Annotated in this window: 24 protein-coding genes; 6 read left to right on the top strand and 18 right to left on the bottom strand. The window is 32.9% G+C overall.

The genetic code is table 11. The features are described 5' to 3' along the window. Nucleotides 1-3: 3 nt before the first annotated feature. From KHA98_RS10310 to KHA98_RS10330, 5 genes are all read right to left on the bottom strand, one after another. The gene (locus tag KHA98_RS10310; protein WP_213257854.1) at nucleotides 4-2,241 is read right to left on the bottom strand and encodes a cation:proton antiporter domain-containing protein; all 2,238 of its coding nucleotides are present in this window, start codon (nucleotides 2,239-2,241) and stop codon (nucleotides 4-6) included. Between the two features lie 207 nt (nucleotides 2,242-2,448). Further along, nucleotides 2,449-3,060 (bottom strand): hypothetical protein, encoded by a 612-nt coding sequence (locus KHA98_RS10315; RefSeq protein WP_213257855.1) that lies wholly within the window; start codon nucleotides 3,058-3,060, stop codon nucleotides 2,449-2,451. A 4-nt stretch (nucleotides 3,061-3,064) separates the two neighbouring features. Further along, a complete protein-coding gene (gene purB, locus KHA98_RS10320; RefSeq protein ID WP_213257856.1) occupies nucleotides 3,065-4,411 on the bottom strand; it encodes an adenylosuccinate lyase in 1,347 nt (448 codons plus the stop codon). Nucleotides 4,412-4,500: 89 nt separating this feature from the next. Continuing rightward, nucleotides 4,501-5,193: a sterol desaturase family protein gene (locus tag KHA98_RS10325; protein ID WP_213257857.1), complete on the bottom strand. Its 693-nt coding sequence runs from the start codon at nucleotides 5,191-5,193 to the stop codon at nucleotides 4,501-4,503. Beyond that, nucleotides 5,190-5,891 (bottom strand): SIR2 family NAD-dependent protein deacylase, encoded by a 702-nt coding sequence (locus KHA98_RS10330; protein ID WP_213257858.1) that lies wholly within the window; start codon nucleotides 5,889-5,891, stop codon nucleotides 5,190-5,192. Before KHA98_RS10330 ends, KHA98_RS10325 begins: the two co-directional genes overlap by 4 nt. Nucleotides 5,892-6,028: 137 nt before the next feature. Here KHA98_RS10330 and cysC point away from each other — a divergent pair, with 137 nt between their 5' ends. From cysC to KHA98_RS10350, 4 genes are all read left to right on the top strand, one after another. After that, nucleotides 6,029-6,559, top strand: coding sequence for an adenylyl-sulfate kinase (gene cysC / locus KHA98_RS10335; protein WP_213257859.1), 531 nt, complete (start codon nucleotides 6,029-6,031; stop codon nucleotides 6,557-6,559). Nucleotides 6,560-6,578: 19 nt separating this feature from the next. Next, nucleotides 6,579-7,262 carry an aspartyl/asparaginyl beta-hydroxylase domain-containing protein gene (locus KHA98_RS10340; RefSeq protein WP_213257860.1) on the top strand — a complete coding sequence of 228 codons (684 nt, stop codon included), beginning with the start codon at nucleotides 6,579-6,581 and terminating at the stop codon, nucleotides 7,260-7,262. Between the two features lie 10 nt (nucleotides 7,263-7,272). Further along, nucleotides 7,273-8,241, top strand: coding sequence for a sulfotransferase family protein (locus KHA98_RS10345; RefSeq protein WP_213257861.1), 969 nt, complete (start codon nucleotides 7,273-7,275; stop codon nucleotides 8,239-8,241). 62 nt (nucleotides 8,242-8,303) lie between these two features. Next, entirely contained in the window at nucleotides 8,304-8,966 is a 663-nt protein-coding gene (locus KHA98_RS10350) for a TrmH family RNA methyltransferase (protein ID WP_213257862.1), read from the top strand. A 92-nt stretch (nucleotides 8,967-9,058) separates the two neighbouring features. On the opposite strand, the gene KHA98_RS10355 is transcribed toward KHA98_RS10350, so the two are convergent. From KHA98_RS10355 to KHA98_RS10390, 8 genes are all read right to left on the bottom strand, one after another. Then, nucleotides 9,059-10,657: a PepSY-associated TM helix domain-containing protein gene (locus KHA98_RS10355; protein ID WP_213257863.1), complete on the bottom strand. Its 1,599-nt coding sequence runs from the start codon at nucleotides 10,655-10,657 to the stop codon at nucleotides 9,059-9,061. A 93-nt stretch (nucleotides 10,658-10,750) separates the two neighbouring features. Continuing rightward, nucleotides 10,751-12,910 carry a TonB-dependent receptor gene (locus KHA98_RS10360; RefSeq protein ID WP_213257864.1) on the bottom strand — a complete coding sequence of 720 codons (2,160 nt, stop codon included), beginning with the start codon at nucleotides 12,908-12,910 and terminating at the stop codon, nucleotides 10,751-10,753. 86 nt (nucleotides 12,911-12,996) lie between these two features. Continuing rightward, entirely contained in the window at nucleotides 12,997-13,341 is a 345-nt protein-coding gene (locus KHA98_RS10365) for a hypothetical protein (protein WP_213257865.1), read from the bottom strand. A gap of 209 nt (nucleotides 13,342-13,550) precedes the next feature. Beyond that, a complete protein-coding gene (gene secA, locus KHA98_RS10370; protein ID WP_213257866.1) occupies nucleotides 13,551-16,895 on the bottom strand; it encodes a preprotein translocase subunit SecA in 3,345 nt (1,114 codons plus the stop codon). 85 nt (nucleotides 16,896-16,980) lie between these two features. Then, complete coding sequence (locus KHA98_RS10375) at nucleotides 16,981-17,202, bottom strand: DUF2795 domain-containing protein (RefSeq protein ID WP_007138072.1); 222 nt, start codon at nucleotides 17,200-17,202, stop codon at nucleotides 16,981-16,983. Nucleotides 17,203-17,385: 183 nt separating this feature from the next. Beyond that, a complete protein-coding gene (locus KHA98_RS10380; protein ID WP_213257867.1) occupies nucleotides 17,386-17,955 on the bottom strand; it encodes a cob(I)yrinic acid a,c-diamide adenosyltransferase in 570 nt (189 codons plus the stop codon). Nucleotides 17,956-17,997: 42 nt separating this feature from the next. Next, entirely contained in the window at nucleotides 17,998-18,570 is a 573-nt protein-coding gene (locus KHA98_RS10385; protein ID WP_213257868.1) for a hypothetical protein, read from the bottom strand. Between the two features lie 62 nt (nucleotides 18,571-18,632). Continuing rightward, a complete protein-coding gene (locus tag KHA98_RS10390) occupies nucleotides 18,633-19,319 on the bottom strand; it encodes an ABC transporter ATP-binding protein (protein ID WP_213257869.1) in 687 nt (228 codons plus the stop codon). Between the two features lie 288 nt (nucleotides 19,320-19,607). Here KHA98_RS10390 and KHA98_RS10395 point away from each other — a divergent pair, with 288 nt between their 5' ends. After that, a complete protein-coding gene (locus KHA98_RS10395) occupies nucleotides 19,608-20,267 on the top strand; it encodes a DUF6565 domain-containing protein (RefSeq protein ID WP_213257870.1) in 660 nt (219 codons plus the stop codon). 122 nt (nucleotides 20,268-20,389) lie between these two features. On the opposite strand, the gene KHA98_RS10400 is transcribed toward KHA98_RS10395, so the two are convergent. The 5 genes from KHA98_RS10400 to KHA98_RS10420 form a co-directional block, all read right to left on the bottom strand. Then, nucleotides 20,390-20,791 (bottom strand): helix-turn-helix domain-containing protein, encoded by a 402-nt coding sequence (locus tag KHA98_RS10400; protein ID WP_213257871.1) that lies wholly within the window; start codon nucleotides 20,789-20,791, stop codon nucleotides 20,390-20,392. Nucleotides 20,792-20,887: 96 nt separating this feature from the next. Further along, on the bottom strand, nucleotides 20,888-21,667 hold the full coding sequence (locus KHA98_RS10405; protein WP_213257872.1) for an O-methyltransferase: 780 nt from the start codon (nucleotides 21,665-21,667) through the stop codon (nucleotides 20,888-20,890). A 52-nt stretch (nucleotides 21,668-21,719) separates the two neighbouring features. Next, the gene (locus tag KHA98_RS10410; RefSeq protein WP_213257873.1) at nucleotides 21,720-22,187 is read right to left on the bottom strand and encodes an FKBP-type peptidyl-prolyl cis-trans isomerase; all 468 of its coding nucleotides are present in this window, start codon (nucleotides 22,185-22,187) and stop codon (nucleotides 21,720-21,722) included. Nucleotides 22,188-22,284: 97 nt separating this feature from the next. Continuing rightward, the gene (locus KHA98_RS10415; RefSeq protein ID WP_213257874.1) at nucleotides 22,285-24,147 is read right to left on the bottom strand and encodes an ABC-F family ATP-binding cassette domain-containing protein; all 1,863 of its coding nucleotides are present in this window, start codon (nucleotides 24,145-24,147) and stop codon (nucleotides 22,285-22,287) included. A gap of 49 nt (nucleotides 24,148-24,196) precedes the next feature. After that, a complete protein-coding gene (locus KHA98_RS10420) occupies nucleotides 24,197-25,135 on the bottom strand; it encodes a T9SS C-terminal target domain-containing protein (protein ID WP_213257875.1) in 939 nt (312 codons plus the stop codon). A 316-nt stretch (nucleotides 25,136-25,451) separates the two neighbouring features. On the opposite strand from KHA98_RS10420, the gene KHA98_RS10425 reads away from it, so the two are divergent. Next, on the top strand, nucleotides 25,452-25,874 hold the full coding sequence (locus KHA98_RS10425; RefSeq protein WP_213257876.1) for an adenylyltransferase/cytidyltransferase family protein: 423 nt from the start codon (nucleotides 25,452-25,454) through the stop codon (nucleotides 25,872-25,874). The last annotated feature ends 191 nt before the right edge of the window (nucleotides 25,875-26,065 follow it).

Below are 26,065 nucleotides of genomic sequence, written 5' to 3' on the forward strand. Positions count from 1 at the left end.
CTTTTATACCGCCTTAACCAGATTAGTCATTTTTTTCTTGTCTCCAACCACCCAGATAATATCATTTTTTTCTAATATGATATTGGATTCCGGATTTAAGATACGGTTTCCGTTTCTTTCTATTCCAACAACTAAACCACCGGTTTTTCCTCTAAACTGACCAATACTTTTTTGAATAAAATCTTCCTGAGAAACTTCTAATTGGCGTAATACAATTTCTGTTTCTTCGACCGATTTTGGCGCTTCGATTTCGTTTTTAGTCAAATAATTGGTGAACTCTGCAATTTGAGCATCGGTACCAATTACAGAAATTTCATCGCCGGGAAACAAACGTTCATTTTTGGTTGGGATTGGAATAGTAACTTCCCCACGTCTGATGTAAGCGATATTAATTCCTAATTGTTCCCTGATTTTTAATTCTTCCAAAGTTTTGCCTGCCAGATTAGATTCTTTTCCAATTACAAAAATAGACATGTGACCATCCCAAGGCATTAAATTGGCGTAACGTCTGTCAATCTTTTTGTTTTCGCGATCGTTCAGGTTTTTTAGAAAGTGGTTTTCAATTTTATGATATTGTTCATTTAATTTTTTAGGGAAAATTTGATAGACTCCAATAGCAATAATCAGGGCAATAAAAGCGACTAATGGAGAGAAGAAAATATTGAGTAAAAATCCAATAAAAAATAAACCAAGGCTCATTCTTATTAGAATCAACATCAAAAGTGCTCCACGATATTTACGCTCTTCCCATAAAGCATCTACTTCTTCTACTTTTATACGGCGTAATGATAATGCCCATAAAAAGGGAGCAATTACAACTAAGGTAATTAATGCCGCCAATGTGTTCCCGAATCGTGTATCTGCAACTAATGGGGCAACAAATCTTGATGATAGTAAGATAATTGCCGTAATAATTATGGTATGAAGTATAATTTGTGTTATTGAAGCTCGCAAAACAATTTGCCAGGTGCTTACCGATTTTATGGCTTGGGCATTCACACTGTATCGGTTAATGTTTTTAACCCATTTTTTTGGCATTTTTGATTCTAAAAACAAGGCAAAAGTTTCAGAATACTTAATTAAAAACGGAGTTGTAAATGTTGTAATTGCTGAGACTGCCACAATTATAGGATACAAGAAATCGCTGGTAACTTTAAGCGTCATTCCGAGTGTGGCAATAATAAAAGAGAACTCCCCAATTTGCGCCAGACTCATTCCTGTTTGTACGGATTGTTTTAATGGCTGACCAGATAGTAAAGCTCCAAATGCAGAACTAAACGCTTTTCCAAAAACAGTAACCAAAGTAATAATCACTACCGGAAGAGCAAAATCAACCAAAGTAACCGGATTAATCAACATTCCTACCGATACAAAGAAAACGGCACCAAATAAGTCCTTTACGGGTTGTATTAAATGTTCTATTTTTTCAGCCTGTGTGGTTTCTGCAATAATTGACCCCATTATAAAAGCTCCTAAGGCTGGTGAAAATCCAACATTGGCGGCAAACATTACCATCATTAAACACAAGGCAAGCGAAATAATAAGCAACATTTCATCACTTAATAAGTGTTTCGCTTTTTTCAGAATGGTTGGAATAATAAAGATTCCACCTAAAAACCATATAATTAAAAAGAAGACCAGTTTTAAAACCGATTGTAATAATGCTGCACCGGAAACCTGATCGCTAACCGCAATTGTCGATAATAAAACAAGCATTAAAATAGCGACAATATCTTCGACTATGAGGGCTCCAAATACAATCCCAACGAACTTTTTTCCTTTCACTCCCAATTCATCAAAAGCCCGGATTATAATAGTTGTGGACGAAATAGATAGCGTTGCCCCGAGAAAAATACTGTCCATTTTTCCCCAACCCATCCATTGACCGACACAATAACCTATTATGGTCATAAACATAATCTGGGTTATGGCGGTTATCGAGGATGTTCCGCCTACTTTCATTAATTTCTTAAAACTAAATTCGAGACCTAAACTAAAAAGTAAAAAGATGACACCAATTTCAGCCCAGACTTCAACACTTTTCATATCGGTGATAGAAGGGAAAAAGTCAAAATGATTTCCAGCCAGAAAACCTGCAATCAGATATCCTAAAACCAAAGGCTGTTTCATTTTTTTAAAAATAAGCACAGCAATTCCGGCGGTCATCAGAATTAATCCCAAGTCGCTGATTAGAGGTTGTAAATGGTGGGTAGTTTCTGCAGCGGCGTTTAAGGAAATCATATAAAGAATGGTATTTTTTTTCGGGAGTTGATCCAGCTTTTCATTTCAAATGAAATCACTGAACTCCGATTAAAATAAAAGTTAAGTGAAGTAATCTGGGCTAGGCTCCGGGTTAAATAAAAAAAGCTATCTCGATAAAGATAGCTTTTTTTGGGAAAATATTTTAGGTTTTTTTTAAATACCTGTGTAATTACAGGGATTTTTAATTTATTCTATTGTAACCGTTCCAAGATTTGAGTCTCTGTAGTAGAGATTAAATGTTGAAATTTTTAATTCCATAGGGACTATAAAAAATAGTTCTGCTTTAAAATTTTTGTAATTAGTCTGACCAAAATATACAATACTTGAATCTGGATTTTTTTTGGTTCCGAACTCCACTGGCATTTCAGAATTGCTATATCCTTCCAAATTAAATTTAGGAAATTGATCTATTTCCATAGGGTTATATTGAGGCAGATTAGAGCTGTAATTTTTATTTTCAGATTTAGTTTTTCTAAAATAATTCCTCTCTGGATTTCCAACTACACCAGCATAACCTAAATAATCTCCTACACGATATCTAATTTTATTTATCGTATCTACTAATGAAAAAGCACTTATTCTGGCATGATTACCTTCTATAGATTTCACTTTGCATTTGACCATAATATATTCATACTTTGTCTCATCGAATGTTATTCCTCTTAAAAGCAAAGTTGAAAAATCAGACGGTCTTTTAGCTTTTAGAATTTCTATCTCAATTCCATTTATGATTTTAATTTGTGAATAAATCGATGCATTTAAAATTAAAAATAAAATGATTGAAAAATGAAATTTCATAGAATTAAATACCTGTGTAATTACTCGGTGTAATTGCCATTAATTCGGCTCTAACAGCATCCGAAACCTCTAAAGTTGCAATAAAATTATGAATCGCATTTTTATCAATCGCTTCATTTGTTCTTGTTAGACCTTTCAATGCTTCGTACGGATTTGGATATGCCTCACGACGTAAAATAGTCTGAATTGCTTCTGCAACAACTGCCCAGTTTTTCTCTAAATCTTCAGCAAATTTACTTTCATTTAAAAGTAATTTGTTCAAACCTTTCAAAGTCGCTTCAAAAGCGATAATGGTATGTCCTACAGGAACTCCAATATTTCTTAAAACAGTACTATCTGTTAAATCGCGTTGTAATCTTGAGATTGGCAATTTAGCTGCTAAATGTTCGAAAATAGCATTTGCAATTCCTAAGTTTCCTTCAGAATTTTCAAAGTCAATTGGGTTTACTTTATGTGGCATTGCAGAAGATCCAATTTCTCCGGCTTTGATTTTTTGTTTAAAGTAATCCATTGAAACATACGTCCAGATATCACGATCTAAATCGATAATGATATTGTTGATTCTTTTTAAACCATCAAAAAAGGCAGCAAAATGGTCGTAATGCTCAATTTGAGTGGTTGGGAATGAATGTTGTAAACCTAATTGAGTTTCAACAAATTTAGTTCCGAATTGTTTCCAGTCGATTTGTGGATATGCCACGTGATGTGCGTTAAAGTTTCCAGTTGCACCACCAAATTTAGCAGCAAACGGAACATTAAATAACAAACGCATTTGCTCTTCAAGACGTTCTACAAAAACCAAAATTTCTTTTCCTAAACGAGTAGGAGAAGCTGGTTGTCCGTGTGTACGTGCAAGCATTGGAATATCTTTCCATTCAACACTTAATTCTTTTAATTTAGATATTAAAGTAATAAGTGATGGCATATAAACCTGCTCAAAAGCTTCTTTTGTAGAAAGCGGGATAGCAGTATTGTTAATATCCTGAGATGTTAATCCGAAGTGAATGAACTCTTTGTGTTGAGATAAACCTAATTTTTCGAAAGCATCTTTTATAAAGTATTCTACCGCTTTTACATCGTGGTTAGTTACTTTTTCTGTTTCTTTAATCCAAAGAGCATCTTCAGTCGAAAAGTTTTTGTAGATGTTTCTTAGGCTTTCAAATAAACCTGAATCAATACCTTTTAATTGTGGTAACGGAATTTCGCATAATGCGATAAAGTATTCCACTTCAACCAATACGCGGTATTTTATTAAAGCTTCTTCAGAAAAGAAAGGCGCTAAATTTTGGGTTTTATTTCTATATCTTCCGTCAATTGGAGAAATAGCATTCAATTCGTTTAGAGTAGTCATTGTTATGTTGTTTTTCGAAAGGTGCAAATATAAGTGATTGTTAAAACTTCTGAAAGTTACTGAAGCTTTATTATGACCAAACTTGCAATTTAAATAATGGTTTTGAATATTTTATCCCAAATGGTAAAGTAAAAACCAAAATTCTGAGATTCATTTTTATGATGGTCATTATGAAATTTGGTTGTCGAAATCCATTTTGTAAAATAGTTTTTATACCAGAAAGCAGGAAATATATCCGTCTTTAAATGGCCAAATATTCCGTATGATAAATTTAAAATAAGATAGATAATAATACTTAGATAATTAAACTGTAAAATGGTAATTGTAAATAACCATATAAAACCAAAGCCTAAAGTTTCAATAGGATGCAATACATACAAGCTATAAACATTGGTTTCGATGTGTGTATGATGAAGTTTGTGAATGGGATACATCCATTTTAAGCGATGAACCAGATAATGAAAAACAAACATCAGGAGATCCATTATGAGTATTAATAATAAAGTGTCGAAGAATATATTTTGCAATGATGCCGAAAAATCGACTTTCATTATTCCGTAACGGTACAATTCAAAACCCACGATCGTGATAAACGTATTGCATATTAAAGTAGAGAGAACCCATTTTTGATCTGCTTTTTTTAATCTCGTATTTTCGGGTTCCATCATTTTTCCGATTAAAACAGAAATATAGACCAAAACTAAATTTTCAATTAAAAAGAAAACAGAGAGCGAAAGCAAATTAAATTGAGCTAATTGCTGTAACCAATTTTCAAAAATCATAGTTCTTTTTCTAATGTCAATAAACGTTCTCTTAAATCTGCCACACCTTCTGAAGCAAATTTTGCAATCGTTTCTACTTTATTACCAATATTTGGTATTGCAATTGGTTTTGGATCAATATAAAAAACAGGTGTAATACTGTACGTATAAGAAATTAATCCTGCGGCTGGATAAACTTGTAATGAAGTGCCAATTACAGCAAAATAATCTGCTTGTTCAACAATAGAAATTGCCTCTTCAAGCGTTGGAACATCTTCACCAAACCAAACAATATGTGGTCGCAACTGATGCCCGTTTTTATCCAGATCTCCGGTAATTAAATCTTCTGTCCAGTCTAAAATCAGGTCGCGGTTTTTTGTACTTCTTACTTTTAATAATTCGCCATGCAAATGCAAAACTTTTGAACTTCCGGCTCTTTCGTGCAAATCATCAACATTTTGGGTAATAATATGTACGTCGAAATCTTTTTCTAATTCAGCCAGAATAAGATGTCCCAAATTGGGTTTAACTTCTTTGAGTTGCTGGCGTCTTTTATTATAGAAATCAAGAACCAATTCCTGATTTTTATGCCAGCCTTCCGGAGTTGCTACTTCCATAACATCATGTCCTTCCCATAAACCATCACTGTCACGAAAAGTTTTAATTCCGCTTTCAGCACTTATTCCGGCTCCGGTTAAAACAACAAGTTTCTTTTTCATATTCTGTTTTAATTAAAGGATAAAAATAGTGATTTTAAAAGCGGTTTGAGTTAAAAAATAAAGCGTATTTCTACGTATTGTCTGGACTTGCGGAATTATTTAGTTTTAATGTGGGATAAAACGAAAAGAAATTTGAAATGATTTTAATACAGTTTACAGGATTATCAGGTTCGGGAAAAACTACATTGGCAGAAAATGTCAGTAATATGTTAGCAGATAATGGTTATCAGGTAAAAATTGTTGACGGAGATATATACCGACAAACCGTTTGTAAAGATTTGGGTTTTTCTAAAGAAGATCGCTGCGAGAATATCAGACGTCTTTTTACTATAAGCCAGGATTTTGTTCAGTCTAAAATTATCGTTTTAATGTCGGTTATAAATCCGTATGAAGAGGTAAGACAAGAAATTGGTCAGTATAAATTTGTTCGGACTGTTTTTGTGGATTGCTCGATCGATAATCTAATAAAAAGAGATCCTAAAGGATTGTATAAAAAAGCATTACTGCCGGATGATGATAGTAATAAAATTAAAAATTTCACGGGAATAAGTGCTGTTTATGAAACTCCATCAAAAGTGGATTTGGTATTAAAAACAGATATTGAAACAGTACCGGTTTCAACTCAAAAGTTATATCATTTTATAGTTAATAATTTATCTGATTTATAAATAAAGTTAAACTCAAAGTATGAATCCTTCTTCCTGTCAGCTTCCGATTTCATTTTCAACTGAAAAGTTGCAAAAAGATCTAGCAATTTGCGAAACCAATTTGTGGACACCTCATTTTAATACTTATCGATATGAGGGTAACTGGACAAGTATTTCTTTAAGATCTCAATCAGGAAAGGTTAATGATATTTTGGCATTTCCAAATGCAACTTATAAGGATACTAATTTACTGGAGAGTTGTTCTTATTTTAAAGAAATTGTCGATTGGTTTCAATGCGAAAAAGAAGCGGTACGTTTATTGAAACTTGATCCGGATAGCGAAATCAAGGAACATGTTGATAATGATACTTCTTATGAAGATGGATTTTTCAGGATTCATGTGCCGATAATTACAAATGATAACGTATTTTTTTATGTTGATAAAAAATTGGTTCCTATGAAAATGGGAGAGTGTTGGTATGCCAATTTCCAGCTTCCGCATAGTGTTGAAAATAAAAGTCAGGAATCCCGCATTCATCTTACACTTGATTGTATACGAAATGAATGGTCGGATGAATTGTTTTCGAAAATAGGTTTTGATGTGAATTTTTCTCCGGAACCGAATCAGTTTTCGGATGAAGTAAGGCAGCAAATTATTGCAGAACTTTCCAGAAACCCTTCAGAAATTAATGCTAAAATTATTGCAGATCTGCAGTCAAATTAAAATTCATAATATGGAAAATATAACGCATTCACTTTTAAACTGGATTCCGATTAAGTTAATTGAAAAGGATAATGAAATCTATTTTGAATGGATTTATCTGGGAGATTTTAATTATGAAGAACCTTTTTTTGATGAAACGATTGCAAGATCCAGACAACATCCTTACAACTCGAGTTGGTTTAAAACGGTGAGTACTTTAGATAATCTTATTGATTGGTCTAAAGAATTGGTTTCCGTCGAATTAAAATCATTGGTTTTTCATGTTTCCCGATGCGGATCTACTATGTTGAGTCAGTGTCTGGCAACATCGGCTGAAAATATCATGATTTCTGAAGCACCAATTATCGATCAGATTTTAAGAAGTGAATCTTTTGATTTAGAAAAAAAGACAGTTCTGCTAAAATCGGTAATTGCTTTATTAGGACAAAAACGATTCCCGGAACAAAAGAACTTAATTATAAAACTCGATGCGTGGCATATTTTTAATGCACCTTATTTGCGATCCGTTTTTCCGGAAATTCCTTTTGCTTTGCTTTATAGAAATCCGGCAGAAGTTTTAAGATCGCATCAAAAAATGACAGGAATGCATATGGTGCCTAATTTATTATCTCCGGATATTTTTGGAATTACTTCAAAAGAAATTGAGGAAAGAAGCTTTCGCCAATATGGAGCTTTGGTGTTAGAGAAATATTATCAGGGATTTTTAGATTTTAATGCGGCAGATAAAAATGTAATAATGCTCAATTATAATGAGGGAATGAGAAATGTAATGGAAAGATTTATATCTTTTATTGCTGTTCAATATTCAAATAATGAGCTGGATCAAATTTATGATCGTCTAAAAAAGCATTCAAAAAACGGAACAAATGTTTTTACTGGAGATTCCTATAAAGATGATGTTTTAGCGGTAGATCTTGAGAAAGTTATTGAACTACATGAAAAACTTAATGCTTGTTTTACTGAAGATTTAGTTGGTTGAAAATAGCGGCTAATTTTTTTCTATTTTATTTATGATGTATTTTTGTTGCAAACACAAATAAAATGATTGATTTAGATTACCTCGCTTTTCTTGAAAATATATTAACTGACAACCGAAAAGAAAGATTTTATACTGTTTTGTCAAATCGCACTAAGTATTTTACAATTGCTGTAGAAGATGTTTTTCAGATGCATAATACAAGTGCTGTAATGCGTAGCTGTGAGGTTTTTGGAATCCAGGAATTAAATGTAATCGAACAGCGTTACGGAAAACGTATTGATAAAGAAATTGCGATGGGAGCTCAAAAATGGGTTGACATCAATCAATATGATTCGATTACAAATTGTGTTGCTACTTTAAAGAATCAAGGTTACCAAATCATTGCAACTACACCACATGAAAATGATTGTTTGCTGGAGGATTTTGATATTACAAAACCAAGTGCTTTATTCTTCGGAACGGAACGTGATGGACTTTCTCAGGAAATATTAGAAAAAGCAGATGGTTTCTTGAAAATTCCTATGGTTGGTTTTACAGAGAGTTTGAATATTTCTGTTTCGGCTGCGATTATCATTCAAAATCTAACAAACAGATTACGCAATTCCGATATCAAATGGCAATTATCTGAAGAAGAAATTTTAGAAAAACGTTTGGCGTGGGCAAGAAATTCTATAAAAGATATTAAAAGAATTGAAGCGCGTTATTACGAAGAAAATCCAAGATAAATTTTTTAGAGGTTCTAAGGTGCTAAGCTACTAAGGTTCTAAGCAAAAAAAAAACTTAGCATCTCAGCATCTTAGCACCTTAGTACCTTTTTTTACTTTTTGAGGAAAAGAATAAAACCTAAAATACTGACAATTAAAATTGACAATGCTGCTAAAACCGTTGCCAAGTCACGAATGTTTTTTCCTGCCCAGTCCATAAATAGAAATTTATGTAAAATGGCAAAAGAATAACCTTCGACTTTATCCGAATTATTAATTACAGCTGCCAATCTTGACGTTGAAGTTTCAATAAAATAAGTGGTTTGTTGAGGCGTATCATAAGCCAGTTTTACAACCGGAAGTCTTTTATTGACAAAACCATATTCTCTGCTTTCAAAATCAGTTAAAACTTTTGATTCTAATAATTTTACATTTTCAAGAGAAGGCTGAGCATCATCTTCAGAAGAAGTAACCATTTCGCAGCAGGAAGCTTTTGGTGCTCCATCTGTAAAATAATAGGCTAAAAATTCAGCATATTCCAAATCCATATTTGGGACCATTTTATTTGTCGTTGCATTGATGTAAACAATTTCAGATTTCGGATTGTCTTTTTTATTCCATTTCGAATCCGATTTTGGTTTTTTGAATCTTCCGGTTTCTTTTTCAAGTAATTGACAACGATAATAAGTAGAGTCGTTGAGGGTAATAATACTCATGTTTTGAAAACGATTCCATTCTAAATTTAGATTATTATTTGCTTCAGGAATTTCTTTCGTTACAAATGTTGGTTCATAAACCATTTGTGATAAAGTGTATGGCGCCCATTTTGTAGTCGCGTGATATGCCCCGCTAAAAGCAAAAGTCAAAGTGAAAAAGGAAACCCAGATTCCAATTTGGCGGTGGTATTTTCTAAGTCCTTTTTTAGGCTGTAAATTATCCGTTTTTTTGAATTGTTTCCAAAGCAAACCATAAATCAATATTCCGCTCAAGGCAGAAAATCCAATTATAGATAAAAGGAAAATCATGGTAATTATTCGAACGCTATTATTAGAAATAGAATCTATAAAAGACCAGTTATGAAAGGTATCAAAAAACCAGATAAAAGCTTGTCTGGAAGTTGGATTGTAGGTTGCCAGTTTGCTTGATGAGGTTTCTACATAAACCTGCATGGCATCCGGGCGATCAAAACTTAATTTGTAAACTGGTAAATAACGGTTTACGTATTTGTATTGCGAAGTAAATTCGGTAACTACTTCACTGTTTTTGACAGCGCTTTTTTGATCGTCTAAGAAATAACGAGAAAGCCATTCAGCATATTTTTGATCTCCGTTTTCGAGTTTTTTAGCTGTCGAAGCATCAAAATACCATAATTCACCCAGAATTGTTTTTACCTGATAATAGGTCATGTTATTAAAGGTTACAATTCTAAAATTTTTGAATTGTGCTATTTCATTTTTCAGCAAAACTTCCTGAATCGAATAATGCAGTTGGTTTTTGTTTATAACAGGCTGTTCGATTTTATCATGAGCAATTTCAGGTTTAAAAAAGTGCGCCATAAAAGGATGCATCAACCCAGAAAATGTCCAGAAAATTACAGGAACAATTGTAATTAACCCAATAACACGATGCCATTTGTACATGTGTTGCTTGATTTTTTTGATGAATTTAGAATCTCTCTTCTTTGAAGATTTTTTGTTTGTTTCTTTACTCATTGTTTGTCTTTTTAGCCCCGATCGCAGCGATATCCTTTTGTGGCGGGGTTCGCCACAAAAGATATAGCGGAGAGCGGGATTAGCTTCTAATAATTATTTTTTTAATGAAAAATTATATTGAATTCCGAATACATACGTTCTTGGCGCAGCTGCTGTGTATGTTGGCTGTGCGTTGGCTGTATTGGCTCTTGAAACATTGTAAGCGTATAATTTATCAGTAAGATTTAGTACGTTTCCGTAAACCTCAATTTTCTTCCATTGGTAACCAATTCTCGCATTAAACAAATTATAACCTGCGTATTTTACGGTATTAATCTGATCCTGATAATAACTTCCAACAAGCTGCCATTCTATGGATGTTCTTAAATTAGGAAGCCAGTTTGGATAATAACTCACTTCTGAATTTACTGACCATTTTGGTGCCGCCGGCATTTCTTTACCATTTAAGTCCTGAACAGGATCTGATGGTTTGTCAGAAAGTTTAAAGTCTATATAAGTATGTTGCGCATAAGTACCACCAACACGCATGTTGAATTGTTTTGAAGGTCGGTATGAACCACCAAATTCGATTCCTTTATGACGAGTTTCTCCGGCAGAACGATAATCTGTTGAATTATCCGGAAGTTTTATATTTAACAACTCATTTTTGCCTTCCATATAATAGAAAGCATAATCAAAGTTTAGTTTATTTTCTAAGAAAGAAAGCCATCCGCCAACTTCATAATTATCAAAAGTGGCAGGCTCAAGATTATAATAGAATTGAGCAGGAACACCTGTTGTACCGCCAGTTCCGGGTTTGGTTCTAAAGATTGATGTAATGCCCGGAGGTGCAAATCCCTGAGAATAATTACCGTAAAATCCGGCATATTCTGCAGGATTATAATTGGCGCCTACCTTAAAAGTGGCTTTGTCATAAACTTTGCTTCCTGAAGAAAGATCAAGGGCATTATCATAATTCACTTTCATATTATCGTAACGACCACCAAGTGTAACGACTAATTTTTCGATTGGGTTAAAACTTATTTGAGCATAACCAGCTGTATTGAAGATGTCCGCTGTATAATCAGCCAGTTTGGCGTCTGGATGTTCAGCGATGATTTCATATGAGTCTACCGTTTGTTTCCCTGGTACTCCCGGATTTAAATTGGCTTTTAAATCAATTACATATGACCAATAGGTTACAGGAGAATAATCATATAAAGCGCCTGCCACAATCTTGGTGTTCAGGAAATCAAATTTTTGAGTGTGTTGTCCGATTGCTCCGTAACTTTTAAAGTTGTTTGAGTTGACTTCACCTTTTGCGGTTGTCGGATTTACAGTTGGACTCCATTTAATTCCGTAAGACGGATTTTGTCCTAATTTATTATCACGCAAATATGCTGTTATGTAACTGCTTGAATTACCGTTCCAGTCATGTTCTAATGTTAAGCGGGTTCTTAAAGCATCCGATTTTCTATACGTAAAGTTTGAAGTGCTTTTGTAAGTTCTGTTATTAAAAGCTTCTTCGTTTACTGTACCACTCATATCAGAATAGTATTTTCCGTACATTGTATTGCTGATCAGTCGGGTAGAAGGGGAAATGTTATAATCAATTCTCGCATTCAGATTGTCTTTATTATAATCGGAATACGTCATCCAGCCGTTCTCCTGCAAACTTGAAATTCCGGCAATATGGAAACCTACTTTTCCAATTGTTGCACCGCCGGCAGCCTGAAATCTTCTGTAACCATAATTGTCGGCCTGAACTCCAAATTTAAATTCGGGATCAACAGGTGGTTTTAATGAAATTAAATTAATTGTTCCTCCAACAGCTTCAGGGCCGTATAAAGAAGAAACGGGGCCCTTTACAACCTCAATACTCTGCAAATTATATTGGTTTATTTCCAGTAATGCATTGTGATTAAAAATTCCCATCGGGCGAATTGGTAATCCATCTTCCAGATATAAATAGTAAGCATTGGTGGTCATTGGCTGACGAATAGACATCATATGTTGTTCGTTTCCTAAGTTAACCATTAATACACCAGGCGTTTTATTGATGATTTCGTAAACTGCGGTTGCTTTAGTTTCGTTAATCGTTTTGGCGGTTAATTTACTTATGGCAACTGGCGTTTCTTTTCTTAAAGTCGCGGTACGATTGGCTGTAATAAAAACGTTTTCAAGTTCCTGTGATTTGGTTGTGTCCTGCGTTGTTTTGTTTTGTGCAAAAACACATTGCCCTATAACTAGTAGGGTAAAGTATATTTTTTTCATTTTATATTATATAAATTAAGCTGTAAGCTATAGGCTATAAACCATAAGCTGTGAACTGTAAGTCTTACAGTCGATACTTTTAAAATTTATATAAAATAGGATGGAGGTCGAAAAGTCGAGGTAGATACAGCAATAGGTTTTTTATCGAATGAAGCGAAAATTTTTGCTTTTGATTCGATAAGTGCTGTTAATTTAAAATTGTTTAAAGTTGAATTCTGAATGTAAACTACTTCTGATTTATCTTTCAGATTGTTTTGCATTCTTTTTTCGTTGTCTGCGTATTTTTTTAAACTTTTTTGAAGTTCACAACGACCATTACAGCTATTAAAAACCATTTTTCGTTGTACACAGATTGTTTTAGAAATCTCTTCCTGATTTAATTTGAATGAGGTATAAACAAAGAAACTGCCAAAAGAGGGAACTAATAGCATGCAGGAAAGAAATATGACGAAAAGTCGTTTCAAAATCTGTTTCGTTGATTATGGGAGCAAAAATACATTTTAAAAATTATTTAAAACAATGATTGTGATCATTTTCAAAAAAAAATCTCAATTATAAATGTAATTGAGATTTTTAGATAAGACAAACCCGACAGGTTTTTAAAACTTGTCGGGCTTACTTATAATATGAAATAAAAATATTAGTTAATCAAAACCCAGGTTCCATCAGCTATTAAGCTTTCTGCTTTTTTGTATTTCATTGTTTCTGTTTTACCAGTAGCAACTTCCTGAACTACAACAGTATCATTTCTGTTGATTTTTGGCATATCTCTAACGATAGTTTCTGTAACCTGACGTTGTTGCGTTTCTCCAGCCTCACGGTTCATGCTTTCGCTGTTTGGAATTTCATCTTTACTTAATTGTAAATTTTCTTTTTGACGAACTTCTCTTGCTTCGTGAATTTCAGAACTTACGTTTTGAGCTGGTAAATCACCTTTGAATAAGAATGAAATAACTTCTTTATTAACGTTGTCCAGCATTCCTCTAAACAAATTGAAAGCCTCTAATTTGTAAATAAGCAATGGATCTTTTTGTTCGTGAACGGCTAATTGAACAGATTGTTTCAATTCATCCATTTTACGTAAATGTTTTTTCCAAGCTTCATCAACAATTGATAAAGTGATGTTTTTCTCGAAATCAGCAATTAATTGAGCACCTTCAGTTTCGTAAGCTTTTTTAAGATCTGTAACAACATTCAAAGTTTTGATTCCGTCTGTAAAAGGAACTACAATTCTTTCGAAATGATTGTTTGGCTCTTCAAAAACACCTCTAATGATTGGGAAAGCTTCTCTTGCACTTCTTTCTGTTTTTTCAGTATAGAATGCTAAAGCTTCTTTGTATACTTTTCCGGTAACTTCAATATCAGTTAATTTTGCAAAATCTGCTTCAGAAATTGGAGATGTGATTCCGAAATAACGAATTAAATCAAATTCAAAACCTTTGAAATCATTTGCAATTTTAGTCTGACTTACGATTAATTCGCAAGTGTCATAAAGCATGTTAGCAATATCTAATTTTAGACGCTCTCCAAATAATGCGTGACGACGACGTTTGTAAACTACTTCACGTTGCGAGTTCATAACGTCATCATATTCTAATAAACGTTTACGAACGCCAAAGTTGTTTTCTTCTACTTTTTTCTGAGCACGTTCGATAGATTTCGTCATCATAGAATGCTGAATCACTTCACCTTCTTGTAAGCCCATTCTGTCCATTACTTTCGCAACTCTTTCAGAACCAAATAAACGCATTAAGTTATCTTCAAGAGAAACATAGAATTGAGAACTTCCCGGATCTCCCTGACGTCCTGCACGACCACGTAACTGTCTGTCTACACGACGAGAGTCATGACGCTCTGTACCCACGATTGCTAAACCTCCTGCAGCTTTTACTTCTGGAGATAATTTAATATCGGTACCACGACCAGCCATGTTTGTTGCAATAGTTACAACTCCGGCTTTACCTGCTTCTTCTACAATTTGTGCCTCTTGTTTGTGCATTTTAGCATTCAAGACGTTATGCGTAACGCCTCTCATTTTTAACATTCGGCTTAATAATTCTGAAATCTCAACAGAAGTTGTTCCAATCAATACTGGTCTTCCAGCTTGAGATAATTCAGTAACATCTTCAATTACTGCATTGAATTTTTCACGTGTAGTTTTGTAGATATAATCTTCTTTGTCAATTCTGGCAATTCCACGGTTTGTTGGAATTTCAACAACATCCAATTTGTAAATCTGCCATAACTCGCCAGCTTCTGTAACCGCTGTACCAGTCATACCACCCAATTTGTTGTACATTCTGAAATAATTCTGTAATGTAACTGTAGCAAATGTTTGAGTTGCAGCTTCGATTTTTACATTTTCTTTTGCTTCGATCGCCTGGTGAAGACCGTCAGAATAACGACGTCCGTCCATGATACGACCAGTTTGCTCATCGACAATCATAATTTTGTTGTCCATGATCACGTATTCTACATCTTTTTCAAAAAGAGCATACGCTTTTAAAAGCTGTGTCAAAGTATGAATACGCTCGCTTTTTACTCCAAAATCCTGAAATAATCTTTCTTTAGCTTCAGCTTCTGCGTCTTTGTCTAATTTTTGTTTTTCGATTGCAGCAATTTCTGTTCCGATATCTGGTAAAACGAAGAAATCAGAATCAGTATCTCCTGAAAGGTATTGAATACCATTGTCAGTTAATTCAACCTGATTGTTTTTTTCTTCAATCACAAAATACAAAGCTTCATCCACTTTATGCATTTCGCGATTGTTATCCTGCATGTATTGATTTTCAGTTTTTTGAAGTAATTGTTTAATTCCTTCTTCACTTAAAAATTTGATTAATGCTTTATTTTTAGGTAAACTTCTGTAAGCTCTTAATAATAAGAATCCGCCTTCTTTAGTATTTCCTTCTTTGATTAATTTTTTAGCTTCTGCTAAGAAACCATTTGCTAACTGACGTTGTTGTGCAACTAAGTTTTCGATTTTTGGTTTCAATTCATTAAATTCATGACGATCTCCCTGAGGAACCGGACCTGAAATAATAAGTGGTGTTCTTGCATCATCAATTAATACAGAATCGACCTCATCGACAATTGCATAATTGTGTTTTCTCTGTACTAAATCGCTTGGAGAATGTGCCATGTTATCTCTTAAGTAGTCAAAACCAAACTCATTGTTGGTTCCGTAAGTGATATCAGCATCGTAAGCTTTCTTTCTTTGTTCTGTACTTGGTTGGTGATTATCAATACAATCAACAGTTAAACCATGGAATTCGAATAATGGCGCTTTCCATGTACTATCACGTTTTGCTAAGTAGTCATTCACAGTTACTAAGTGAACTCCGTTTCCTGTCAAAGCATTTAAGTAAAGAGGAAGAGTTGCAACCAAAGTTTTACCTTCACCCGTTTGCATTTCGGCAACTTTACCTTCGTGCAAAACCATACCACCAATTAACTGAACATCATAGTGAATCATGTCCCAAGTGATATCTTTTCCGGCAGCATTCCATTTGTTAGCCCAAACTGCTTTTTCACCATCAATAGTGATATATGTTTTTGTTGCAGAAAATTCACGGTCTTTTGGAGTTGCGGTAACTTCAATATGTGAGTTTTCTTTAAAACGGCGAGCCGTTTCTTTTACTACAGAAAATGCTTCTGGAAGAATTTCCAATAAAGTTTTTTCAGAGATTTCATAAGCCTCTTTTTCAAGAGTATCTATAGCATCATAAAGATCTTCTCTTTTGTCGATGTCTTCGATGTTTTCTACTTCTGCTTTAAGCGAAGCAATTTTAGCATCTTTATCAGCTCTGGCTTCTTTTATTCTGTCTTTAAAATATACGGTTCTTGCTCTTAAGTCGTCATGAGACAAACTCATTAAGCTAGTTTCGAATGTTTTAATTTTGTTTAAATAAGGTTGTAAAGCTTTGACATCTTTCTGTGATTTATCACCGACAAAGACTTTAATGATACTGTTTATGAAACTCATGATTTATTGTATTTCTTTATTATATATATGTATTTGAACCAAAAAAAAAGTCTCGGTGATGAGACTTTTTCCTTTGGTTTATTTTTTAATATTCATCCTCATTCCAAAGATAATCTTCGTCTGTTGGATAATCAGGCCAAATTTCTTCCATTGATTCATATATCTCGCCTTCATCCTCGATTGACTGAAGGTTTTCTACTACTTCTAATGGAGCACCAGCTCTAATAGCGTAGTCAATAAGTTCGTCTTTGTTAGCAGGCCATGGCGCATCACTTAAATAAGATGCTAATTCTAATGTCCAATACATCTGTTATCTGTTTAGTTTGTGCAAAAATAAATTTTTTACTGAAAAAGACAAGTAAATTTTGATTTATTTTAATAAAATTTAAGAACGTCTCTTGTTAAATTACAAAAATCAAATTCCAAATCCCAAAAAAGGGCTTATTTTTAGTTGGAATTTGGTGTTTTTTAAATTGGAATTTAGGAAAATTTATTTCCTCGGAATCCATTTTACTTCCTCCGCTTTTAAGTCAGACGACAACTTCCGTGCCAAGACAAAAAGGTAGTCAGAAAGTCGGTTTAAGTACTTGATTGCTATTTCGGGAACGTGTTCATTATGGCTTAAATGTACTGCCAAACGCTCTGCGCGACGACAAATACAACGTGTTATATGACAATGTGACACTGTTGGGTGACCTCCTGGTAAAACAAAATGAGTCATTGGCGGAAGGCTTTCCTCCATTTTATCTATTTCATTTTCTAATAATTCAATATCAGAATCAATTATTCCTAAGTTTTTTAAACGTAATTCCCCATTTTTTAAAACTTCTTTCTCCTGTGGAGTTGCCAAAATGGCACCAACAGTAAAAAGGCGATCCTGAATTTCTATTAAAATGGTTTTATAATGCGAATCCATTTCCTGATCACGTATTAATCCGATATAAGAATTTAATTCATCAACAGTTCCGTAACTGTCAATTCTTATATCATCTTTAGGAACTCGAGTGCCTCCAAAAAGAGCTGTGGTTCCTTTATCGCCGGTTTTTGTATATACTTTCATTTTTTTTAAGATGCTAAGGTTCTGAGATTCTAAGTTTTTATTTTATAAGTTATTTAAGCCAAGTTCATTACTCAGTTTTGTTAATTCTTTATAAGCTTTGTCATTAAAAGAATCAGTTTTTATCCCCGCAGTTTTGGCGGTTGACTGAAATTGAGAGCATTCTAAACAAATTTGTGTTTGACAAATTACTTTATTGTCCTTAAAATAAATAAATGCAAGTCTTGGATTGTAACAAGCAGCTGAATTTGGATTTTCAAATGTTTTTTTGTCACCAAGAATTAAATTTAATTTTAAAATTTGATTGTACTCAAGTTTTTGACTGGTTTTTATTGTGTTGATAGATTCTCCTTTTTTATTTATTGGATAAAATGAATGACCATATCCATCAAAACCTATATAATTAACCCCAATGACAGAATCACATTCAAATTCTTTTTCATAAGATAAAAGAGTATCAATATTGACTAAAAAGTCACTACTAGGTGACCAATGTATTTTTATATTCTCAATTTTTGGAGTTACTAATTTAGAATTTTCATTATTTTTTATTGAGGTCTTTTTGCAAGATGCTAAAAACAAAAAAACGAATAAAAAAGATCTAATGAAATGGGTCATTTTTTTAAGGTTCTGAGATTGTAAGTTTTCTTTTTGAATAATCTAAAATCAGAAATTTAAAATTATTTAGTAGTGTCGCTTTCTATTAATCCGTCTCTTAAACGAATTACACGATGTGCATAAGCGGCAATATCTTCTTCATGTGTTACCAGAATTACAGTGTTTCCCTGTGCATGAATGTCTCCAAACAATTTCATGATTTCTACCGAAGTTTTACTGTCTAAGTTTCCGGTTGGTTCATCGGCTAAAATAATTGAAGGTTTGTTGACTAATGCGCGGGCAATAGCAACACGTTGTCTTTGTCCTCCAGAAAGCTGATTAGGCTGGTGATCCATTCGGTCGGCCAGATTTACTTGTTTTAGAACTTCAGTTGCGCGAATAATACGTTCCGATTTTGGATGTCCGGCATAAATCATTGGTAATGCAACATTGTCTAAAGCGGTAGTTCTTGGCAAAAGATTAAAAGTCTGAAAAACGAAACCAATCTCTTTATTTCTAATTCCGGCTAATTCATCATCACGCATTTGGCTGACATCCTTTCCATTTAAAATATAAGTTCCTGAAGTTGGAGTATCCAAACACCCCAATAAGTTCATTAAAGTAGATTTTCCTGACCCTGAAGGCCCCATTAAAGCAACGTATTCTCCTTTGTTGATTTCTAGATTAATTCCCTTTAAAACATAAACGATTTCATTTCCAAGTACAAAATTTCGTTTTATGTCAGTTATCTTAATTAATGGATTTGCCATTTCGTTTTACAATTTTGGTTTTAAAAGTACAAAACACTTTTCAATAAAAATCATTAGTAGTTGAGAAATGATTTTTGTTACAAAACACGTGTAGATTGCAGTTTTACTCGAATAGTACTAAACCATGTTTTGAATTAATTGTGTTGTTTTTAATTGATGTTGATTAATTGTTGCTATTTTTTGTTTTTTATAGATTTAATATGTTTGAATTCTTAAAAAGGTGGTAATAATGTAATTTTAAGCATTTGAGTTTAAGTAATTTTGTTTAATAACTTAAAAATCAGAATTATGAAAAACATATCATTATTATCAGGAATGGCTTTAATCGCATTGAGTTTTACGTCGTGTAAAGATGAAAAACAAGAAAAGGCCCAAAGAACTGTCGACTCTTATGTAACCTACGTCGATTCGGTTAAAAATGTGGCAGCTGCCGATTTAAAAGAGAACTGGAAAACAGTGGAATCTGAATATGATAAAAAAGCTCAGGAAGCAGAATTGGCTTTGGCAGATATAAAAGATAATTCGGCTGCGACCGAAAAAATAAATACAAGTAAAGTAAAGTACGAGGAGTTTAAAAAAGAAATGACCGCCGTTTTTGCCCCACCAACTCCAAGTCCGAAACAACAATTAAGAAATGCTTTATTTGGAGAAGGAAAAATTGGAGATGATATGAGTTTTAGCTGGGTTAATGCTCAAAATATTCACAGTGTTTACCAACAATTTGTACATACAGTTGAAAATAATAAAGACCGTTATTCAAGAGAAGACTGGGATGAAATAAAAGTATTGTATGAAGCATTGGACAGCCGAAAAAATACGGTTGAAAAAGAAGGTTTGACCGCTGAAGACAATAGAAAAATTGCAGGTTTGAAAGTTAAATTTGCCCCTATGTATACCGTAAACAGAATGGGAGCAAAGGCAGAAGAAAATAAAGATGCTAAGAAATAAAGTTTAGAGTTTTGAATTAGTAACAAAAAAGACAATCAGAAAATGATTGTCTTTTTTTTATGCTTTATCTATAAAAATCTCTCTTGTTTTTTGTTAGCTATCTTACTTGTGGATACAAAGAATTATTTGCTAATTAATTTTTCAAGCTTTGCCATCATTTCATCTTTCTCTTTTAGCATACGCTCATATAATGTAATCTTTTCTTCGTGCAATTGAATAATCTTTTCAATCGGATTGTAGTTATTAATTACTAATCCAGTTGCGTAATCATGTGCATTGAATGTACTTGCAATAACATTTATTGCCTGCTCCTGATCGAAATTTTGAAAAGCTTCAACAGGAATTTTTAAAGAATTTGAGATTTGTTTAAGCAGATTATCTTCAATTACCTCTTTTTGTTCCAGCATAGAAATTTTCTTCTGGTTCCAGTCTTCTCCCAAATCATAAGCCAGTGCTTCTTGTTTGATGCCAAGCATTTCTCTGAAGCGTTTTACATTTCTTCCCTGATGAATTTTCTGTTCCATAATGAATGTCGTTTATCTGAAGTTTCAAAGATAAGGTTATCTGTATTAAAAAGTCTGAATTTCAAAGATAAAAAAACATCTCATAAAATATCATCTTTATGCTCTAATCACAAAATGTTCTTTTGGCTGTTCGTATCTAAAGAAAACAAATCCCCATTGAAAAGTATCGATGGTAACTTTTACTTTCGGATGATTTTTGATAATTTCCCAGGCTTCTTCCATTTCTTCTGACCAATGAATATCATCAAAAATCCAAACAGAATCATTGTTGATTGTTTGTAGTAAAACTTCAAAATATTTTAAAGTTGCTTTCTTTGAATGATTTCCGTCAAAATAAATAAGATCAAAAATTGTATTGTGGAGGTTTTCAGAAATAAGGAAAGATTCAAATTCTGAAATTACATTTTCAACATTCTCACAATCAAATTGATCTAAATTCTCTTTAGCAATATTTGCAGTTTGAGGACAACCTTCTATTGTAATTACTTTTGCTTTTGGATTACCTAATGCCAGAGCAGAAGTGGCTAATCCTAAAGATGTGCCAATTTCAAGTATGTTTTTTGGTTTAAAATATGAAGTTACGCGATATAATAATTCAGCTCTTTTTGTAGATATACCAGCTGTTGCCGCGATTTTAGAAATTTGCCGCGTATTGGACTTAAAAACTTTTGAGCCGGCTCCAAAATCGGTTACTTCAATAAAATTTTTATTAGAAAGTAAGGATTTTCGATAATTACTCAGAACAATATAAGCAGATTTTGGTTTTTTGTCGTAAAAACATTTTGTTAATAGACTAAAAACAAAAGGGGAATGTACTCCATGTTCATTTTTAGAATTCCAGAGGAATTTGATGTATGATTTTATTTGGAAGAACATTGTTTTGTTTTTAGTCTACGCTCAATTTATACCTTAAAATATAATTTCTGAATTATTTGTCTACAGAAATTAGGCTTATATCAAAAACAAGTACAGAACCTCCAGGAATACCTCTTTGTGTATATGATCCGTATCCTAAATGTGATGGTACCAATAAAACACCGCTTCCACCTTCTTTAAAAAATGGAATACCTTCTTTCCAGCCTGTAATTACTTCGCTTAGGTTAAAACTAATAGGCTCAGTTCTTTTATCAAAAACAGTTCCGCTTGTGTAATATCCTTTGTAAGTAACTGTAACTCTTGAGTTTGATGTTGGTTGTGCTCCAGTTCCAGCTTCGTTTATAATATAATATAAACCAGAAGCAGTTTTTTGAGCTGTTAGTTTGTTTTTAGCAAGATAATCAACTATTTCTTTGTCGTTTTCCTTAGTATAATCTGTTTTTTGTTCCTGAAGATTGTCATTGCCGGAACAAGAAATAAAAAGCGTCATTGCTATTACAGCAGTTAAAATGTATTTCATGTGGTATTATTTTAGAATCGCAAATATAAAAAATTTAGTTCTCGGTCTTATATATTTAACTTTTGGTTAAAAAAACAAGGCCGATTTCTAAAAAAAATTATCCTTCGATTTTAGCCGAAAGTTCGAACCAGCGTTCTTCTTTGGAATCAATTTTATTAATGATGTTTTGGAGTTCATTTGCTTTTTTCTCAATATCGGCATCTGCTACTTTTCCATCAGAAAATAATTGTTCGATTTTAGTTTTTTCGATTTCTAAATCTTTAATTTCTTTTTCGATTTTTTGATATTCTTTTTGTTCGTTGAAGCTAAGGTTTCCGGTTGGATTGTTTTGTTTCCAGTCTTTCTTTTCGGCTTTATTTTCTTCTTTTTGAGCAACATCGGCACTGTCTTCATAAGCTCTGAAATCAGAATAGTTTCCTGGGAAATTTTCTATTTCACCTTCTCCTCTGAAAACAAATAAATGATCGACAATTTTATCCATAAAGTATCGGTCGTGTGATACTACCAATAAGCATCCAGGGTAATCAAGAAGGAAACTTTCTAAAACGTTCAATGTCACAATATCCAAGTCGTTTGTTGGCTCATCGAGGATTAAAAAGTTAGGGTTCTGAATTAAAACAGTACATAAATACAAACGTTTTAATTCTCCACCACTTAATTTTTCGACATAATCGTATTGTTTTTTAGCATCAAAAAGAAAGCGCTCTAATAATTGGGAAGCCGAAATAATTTTCCCTTTTGCAAGCGGAATATATTCTCCGTATTCTTTTATAATATCAATAACACGTTGTCCCGGTTTAGGATTAATCCCGGATTGTGTGTAATAACCAATTTTGATTGTGTCGCCTTTTACAACACGACCACTGTCTGGTGGAATTGTTCCTGTAAGAAGGTTTAAGAAAGTCGATTTTCCGGTTCCGTTTTTACCAATAATTCCTATTCTTTCTCCACGCTGAAAATCAAAACTAAAGTTATCAAGAATAACTTTGTCTTTAAATTTTTTAGAAAGTTTGTGAAGCTCAATAATTTTGCTTCCCATTCTTTCCATATTAATTTCAAGCTCAACTTTGTTTTCTTTACGTCGGCTTTGTGCTTTTTCTTTAATTACATAAAAATCATCCTGACGAGATTTAGATTTGGTTGTTCGCGCTTTTGGCTGACGACGCATCCATTCTAATTCTTTTACAAATAAGTTTTTGGCTTTGTCAACACTTGCATTTTCTGAGGTAATTCGCTCTTCTTTTTTCTCTAAATAATAAGAGTAATTTCCTTTGTATTGATAAAGTTTTCCGTTATCTAATTCTATAATTTCGTTACACACTCTTTCTAAAAAGAAACGGTCGTGCGTAACCATAAACAGCGTAATATTTTCTTTGGTAAAATAACTTTCCAACCATTCGATCATTTCAAGATCTAAATGGTTGGTTGGCTCATCCAGAATCAATAAGTCTGGACGATTGATTAGGATTATTGCCAATGAAAGACGTTTCTTCTGACCTCCGGAAAGATTTTTTACTTTAAGTTTAAAATCTTCCAATTTCAGCTTAAATAAAATTTGCTTGTATTGCGTTTCAAAATCCCACGCATTGTGCTGATCCATTCCGTCAAAAGCTTTTTGGTAAGCTTCTTCGTCATTTGGGTTTTCAAGCGCTTTTTCATAAGCTTCAATTATTTTAAGCGTCTCATTGTCTGAAGCAAAAATACTTTCTTCAATCGTAAGTTCATCTTGTAAATTATTGTCTTGTGAAAGAAATGCCATTCTGATTCCTTTTCTCAATACAACTTGCCCTGTGTCCGGCTCATCCAAACCATTAATAATGCTCATAATGGTTGTTTTTCCCGAGCCATTTTTAGCAATAAAAGCGATTTTCTGGTCTTTGTTGATTCCAAAAGAAATGTTGTCAAAAAGGACTCTTTCACCAAATGACTTCGATATATTTTCTACAGATAAGTAATTCACAAGAATAAAATTTTTTGCAAAAGTAAACTATTATCTTACTATTTGCGAATTATTTGTGGAGATACGAACCAAGTGCGGATGTTAAATCAAAATAATGAATTTGCTGAGGAACATTTAAAATTGGTTTTCTAACCAAGGCTTCATTAGTTAAAAAATAATGTAAGCCATCTTTTGTGGCGATGCCCTCTATTTGATGAAAACGAAGTTTTAAATCAATTCTTAATTTGTTTCCGGATAAAAAATCATTGTTTTTAAAATTATATAACAGATACAAAAAGGTTTTTCCGGTTTTTGAATAACCACATAACGTTATGATTTTTTTGTCTTCCAGATAAGTTGCACCTGTGACTAAGCCTTTTGTATCAATTGTATTTTTAAATTTTGCTGTATGATTTCCAACCAGATTTGGTAATACATATATATTGGTTTTAGAAGATTTCCATTGTTTGGTAAAAAGATAGATACTGTCTTTTGCAATTATAAAAGCTTCGCAGTCAAAATTGGTTTTGTTAGGTTTTGAAGCAGAAAAATCAATTTGATCGGAGTAGGTAAATGAGATGGTTTCTATTTTAGGTTTTTCTTCAAAGAAAGATTTTTTCTCAATTTTTAAAATATGAAGATCAGTTCGGTTTCCACTATAGTTATTTCCGAAGTCACCTATATATAGATACAGACTGTCTTGTGCTATTTCTTCCCAATCATGATTTATAGCCTGAGTGAGAATGATTTTCTTTTTAATTTTTCCTAAAGTGTCTAATCCGTAGACTGTTTTGTCATGATCATCATTATGCGTCCATAATAGATTGTCAAATGCAATTAATCCTGAAGTTTCTCTAATTGAATCGCTTAGTTTAAAGGAATAGTCAGGTTTTATTTTCTTGTTTTTCTTCTCTGTTTGAGCATTATTTTCTGAATAAATATTGGTGTCGATCTTAGTTTGAGTGTAAGAATAAGAAAATATTAATAAGAAAAAAATGATGTTTTTCATTGTGAATTTTTGGCAGTTTTCAAAGATAAAAATAAGTAAAAAAACCTTTGTTTATAAGGGATGAGGATCGAATTTTTTAGCTTTTTGTCTCTGGAACAATACGGTTAAAATCTGATAGTATAGGACAATTCTGATTTTTAGACTTTTTAGAAGTTATATGATGGGGTACTTTTGCAAAAAAAATCGAGAGTTAATCAATTTGTTTTCGGCTTAACTATTTGGTTTTTAATTTGTTAAGACTTGTTTTTGTGATCTGGCTACTGTGAGTTGGAGCAGCGAAGCTGTGTCAAGATATTACGATTTAACTTTTTTAGATATGAAAATTGGAATAACATTTAGTGCTTTTGATTTGCTTCATGCCGGACATATAAAAATGCTGGAAGAGGCAAAGCAGCAATGCGATTATTTAATTGTTGGATTGCAAATTGATCCAGCATTAGACAGACCTGAAAAAAATAGTCCGACCCAAACTGTAGTTGAAAGATATATTCAGCTTAAAGGTTGCAAGTTTGTTGATGAAATTATTCCCTATGCAACAGAAGTTGATCTTGAAGATATCTTAAAATCGCACAAAATTGATGTACGCATTCTTGGGGAAGAATATAAAAACAAAAATTTTACAGGACGTCTTTATTGCGAAGAAAAAGGAATCCAATTATGCTTTAATAAGCGTGATCATCGTTTTTCAAGTAGTGGTTTAAGAAAAGAGGTTGTTGTAAGAGAATTGGCAAAGGTATAGTGAGTTTTCTGGTGTTGTTTTGATAGCCGTAATTCTAAATAACCAAGGTCAAAATTATATTTTAAAATCTCTTTATATAGTTTTTCGATATGCGTTTGAGCAATTGCAATACTTAGTTCTTATAAAGATTTAAAAAAAAAAGAATAGAAGCATAATCCTAAATCTCATTAAAATTTATTCCAGTTAAAATT

This window comes from Flavobacterium branchiicola (assembly GCF_018383905.1).
Classification (GTDB): domain Bacteria; phylum Bacteroidota; class Bacteroidia; order Flavobacteriales; family Flavobacteriaceae; genus Flavobacterium; species Flavobacterium branchiicola.